Annotated in this window: 1 protein-coding gene; it reads left to right on the forward strand. The window is 63.3% G+C overall.

Annotated elements, in window-relative coordinates; translation table 11 throughout:
* Positions 1–66 precede the first annotated feature (66 nt).
* On the forward strand, positions 67–1,266 hold the full coding sequence (locus tag BQ8482_RS33935) for an IS256 family transposase (protein WP_123151540.1): 1,200 nt from the start codon (positions 67–69) through the stop codon (positions 1,264–1,266).
* Positions 1,267–1,375 lie beyond the last annotated feature (109 nt).

A 1,375-nucleotide genomic window follows, 5' to 3' on the forward strand; every position in this document is an offset into this window, starting at 1 on the left:
GGCGAGGGGCGGCCATGGCACGCTGGTGACGTTGCGATCACCGATTCCCGTGGAAGGGTAAGTGCCATGACCAAGCGAGACGTTAGACTGAGCAGAGGCGAGTTGAAAGCGTTGCTGTTGTCGGATGAGGACGGCTTCCGCAGAGTTTTGCAGACTGTGGTGCAGGAGACTTTGGAAGCCGAGATGACGGAGGCGATCGGGGCCGAGAAAGGCGAGCGGACGACGGAGCGGGTTAGTTACCGGTCCGGCTATTACGAACGCAAGCTTGTGACGCGGGTTGGCGTGCTGGAGCTTCGCGTTCCGCAGGATCGGGCCGGCCGGTTCTCGACGGAGTTGTTTGAGCGTTATCAGCGCTCGGAGAAGGCATTGGTGTCGGCGCTGGTCGAGATGTACGTGCAAGGTGTGTCGACGCGCAAGGTGAAGGCGATCACCGAGGAGCTGTGCGGCCATTCCTTCTCGGCCTCGACGGTAAGCCAGGCGACGGCGCGGCTGGATGAAGCGCTGAAGGCGTTCTTTGAGCAGCGGCTTGCCGAACCTTACCCGTACCTCATTCTGGATGCGCGCTATGAGCGGGCGCGCGAGGCCGGCGTGATCGCCAGCCAGGCGGTCTTGGTGGCGATCGGCGTCGACTGGGAGGGCCGGCGCCAGGTGCTCGGTGTCGAGCTGGCCAACCGGGAAAGCCATTCGAGCTGGCGCGCGTTCGTGGCAGGGCTCAAGCAGCGCGGGCTCGCCGGCGTCGAGTTTGTCGTCTCCGACGACCATCCGGGGCTCAGGGCAGCGATCCGCGAAGTCCTGCCCGAGGCAGTCTGGCAGCGCTGTTACGTGCACTTCCTCAGAAACGCGCTCGATTATGTGCCGCGCAAGGTCGATGACGACTGCCTGATGGAGCTCAGATGGTTCTATGACCGGCGCGACCTGGCCGAGGTCAAGCGCGACCTGGCGCAGTGGATCGCCAAATGGCAGGCCAAATACCCGAAGCTGGTGGATTGGGTGGAGGACAACATCGAGGAGACGCTGAGTTTCTATCGGCTGCCGCTTGCCCATCACAAGCACATGAAGTCGACGAACATGCTGGAGCGGCTGAACCAGGAGATCAAGCGGCGCACCCTGGTCGTCCGCATCTTCCCCAACCCGCAGAGCTGTCTGCGGCTGGTTCGGGCACTGGCGGTGGAGATCCACGAGAACTGGCTCGAGGCGACCCGCTACCTCAACATGGATCATCTGCGCGAGCACAAGAAGGAGAACCTGAGGGCATTGGCCGCCTGAGACGCGGCCGCCATGTCCGCCGCTCCGCTAAACACGGGGGCTGCGCGGCGGACACGCCAACGTCACCGCTGAATGCCACGCCATTTTTGCAGAACTTGACGCACACAAC

The sequence above is a fragment of the Mesorhizobium delmotii genome (assembly GCF_900149755.1).
Lineage (GTDB): Bacteria > Pseudomonadota > Alphaproteobacteria > Rhizobiales > Rhizobiaceae > Mesorhizobium > Mesorhizobium delmotii.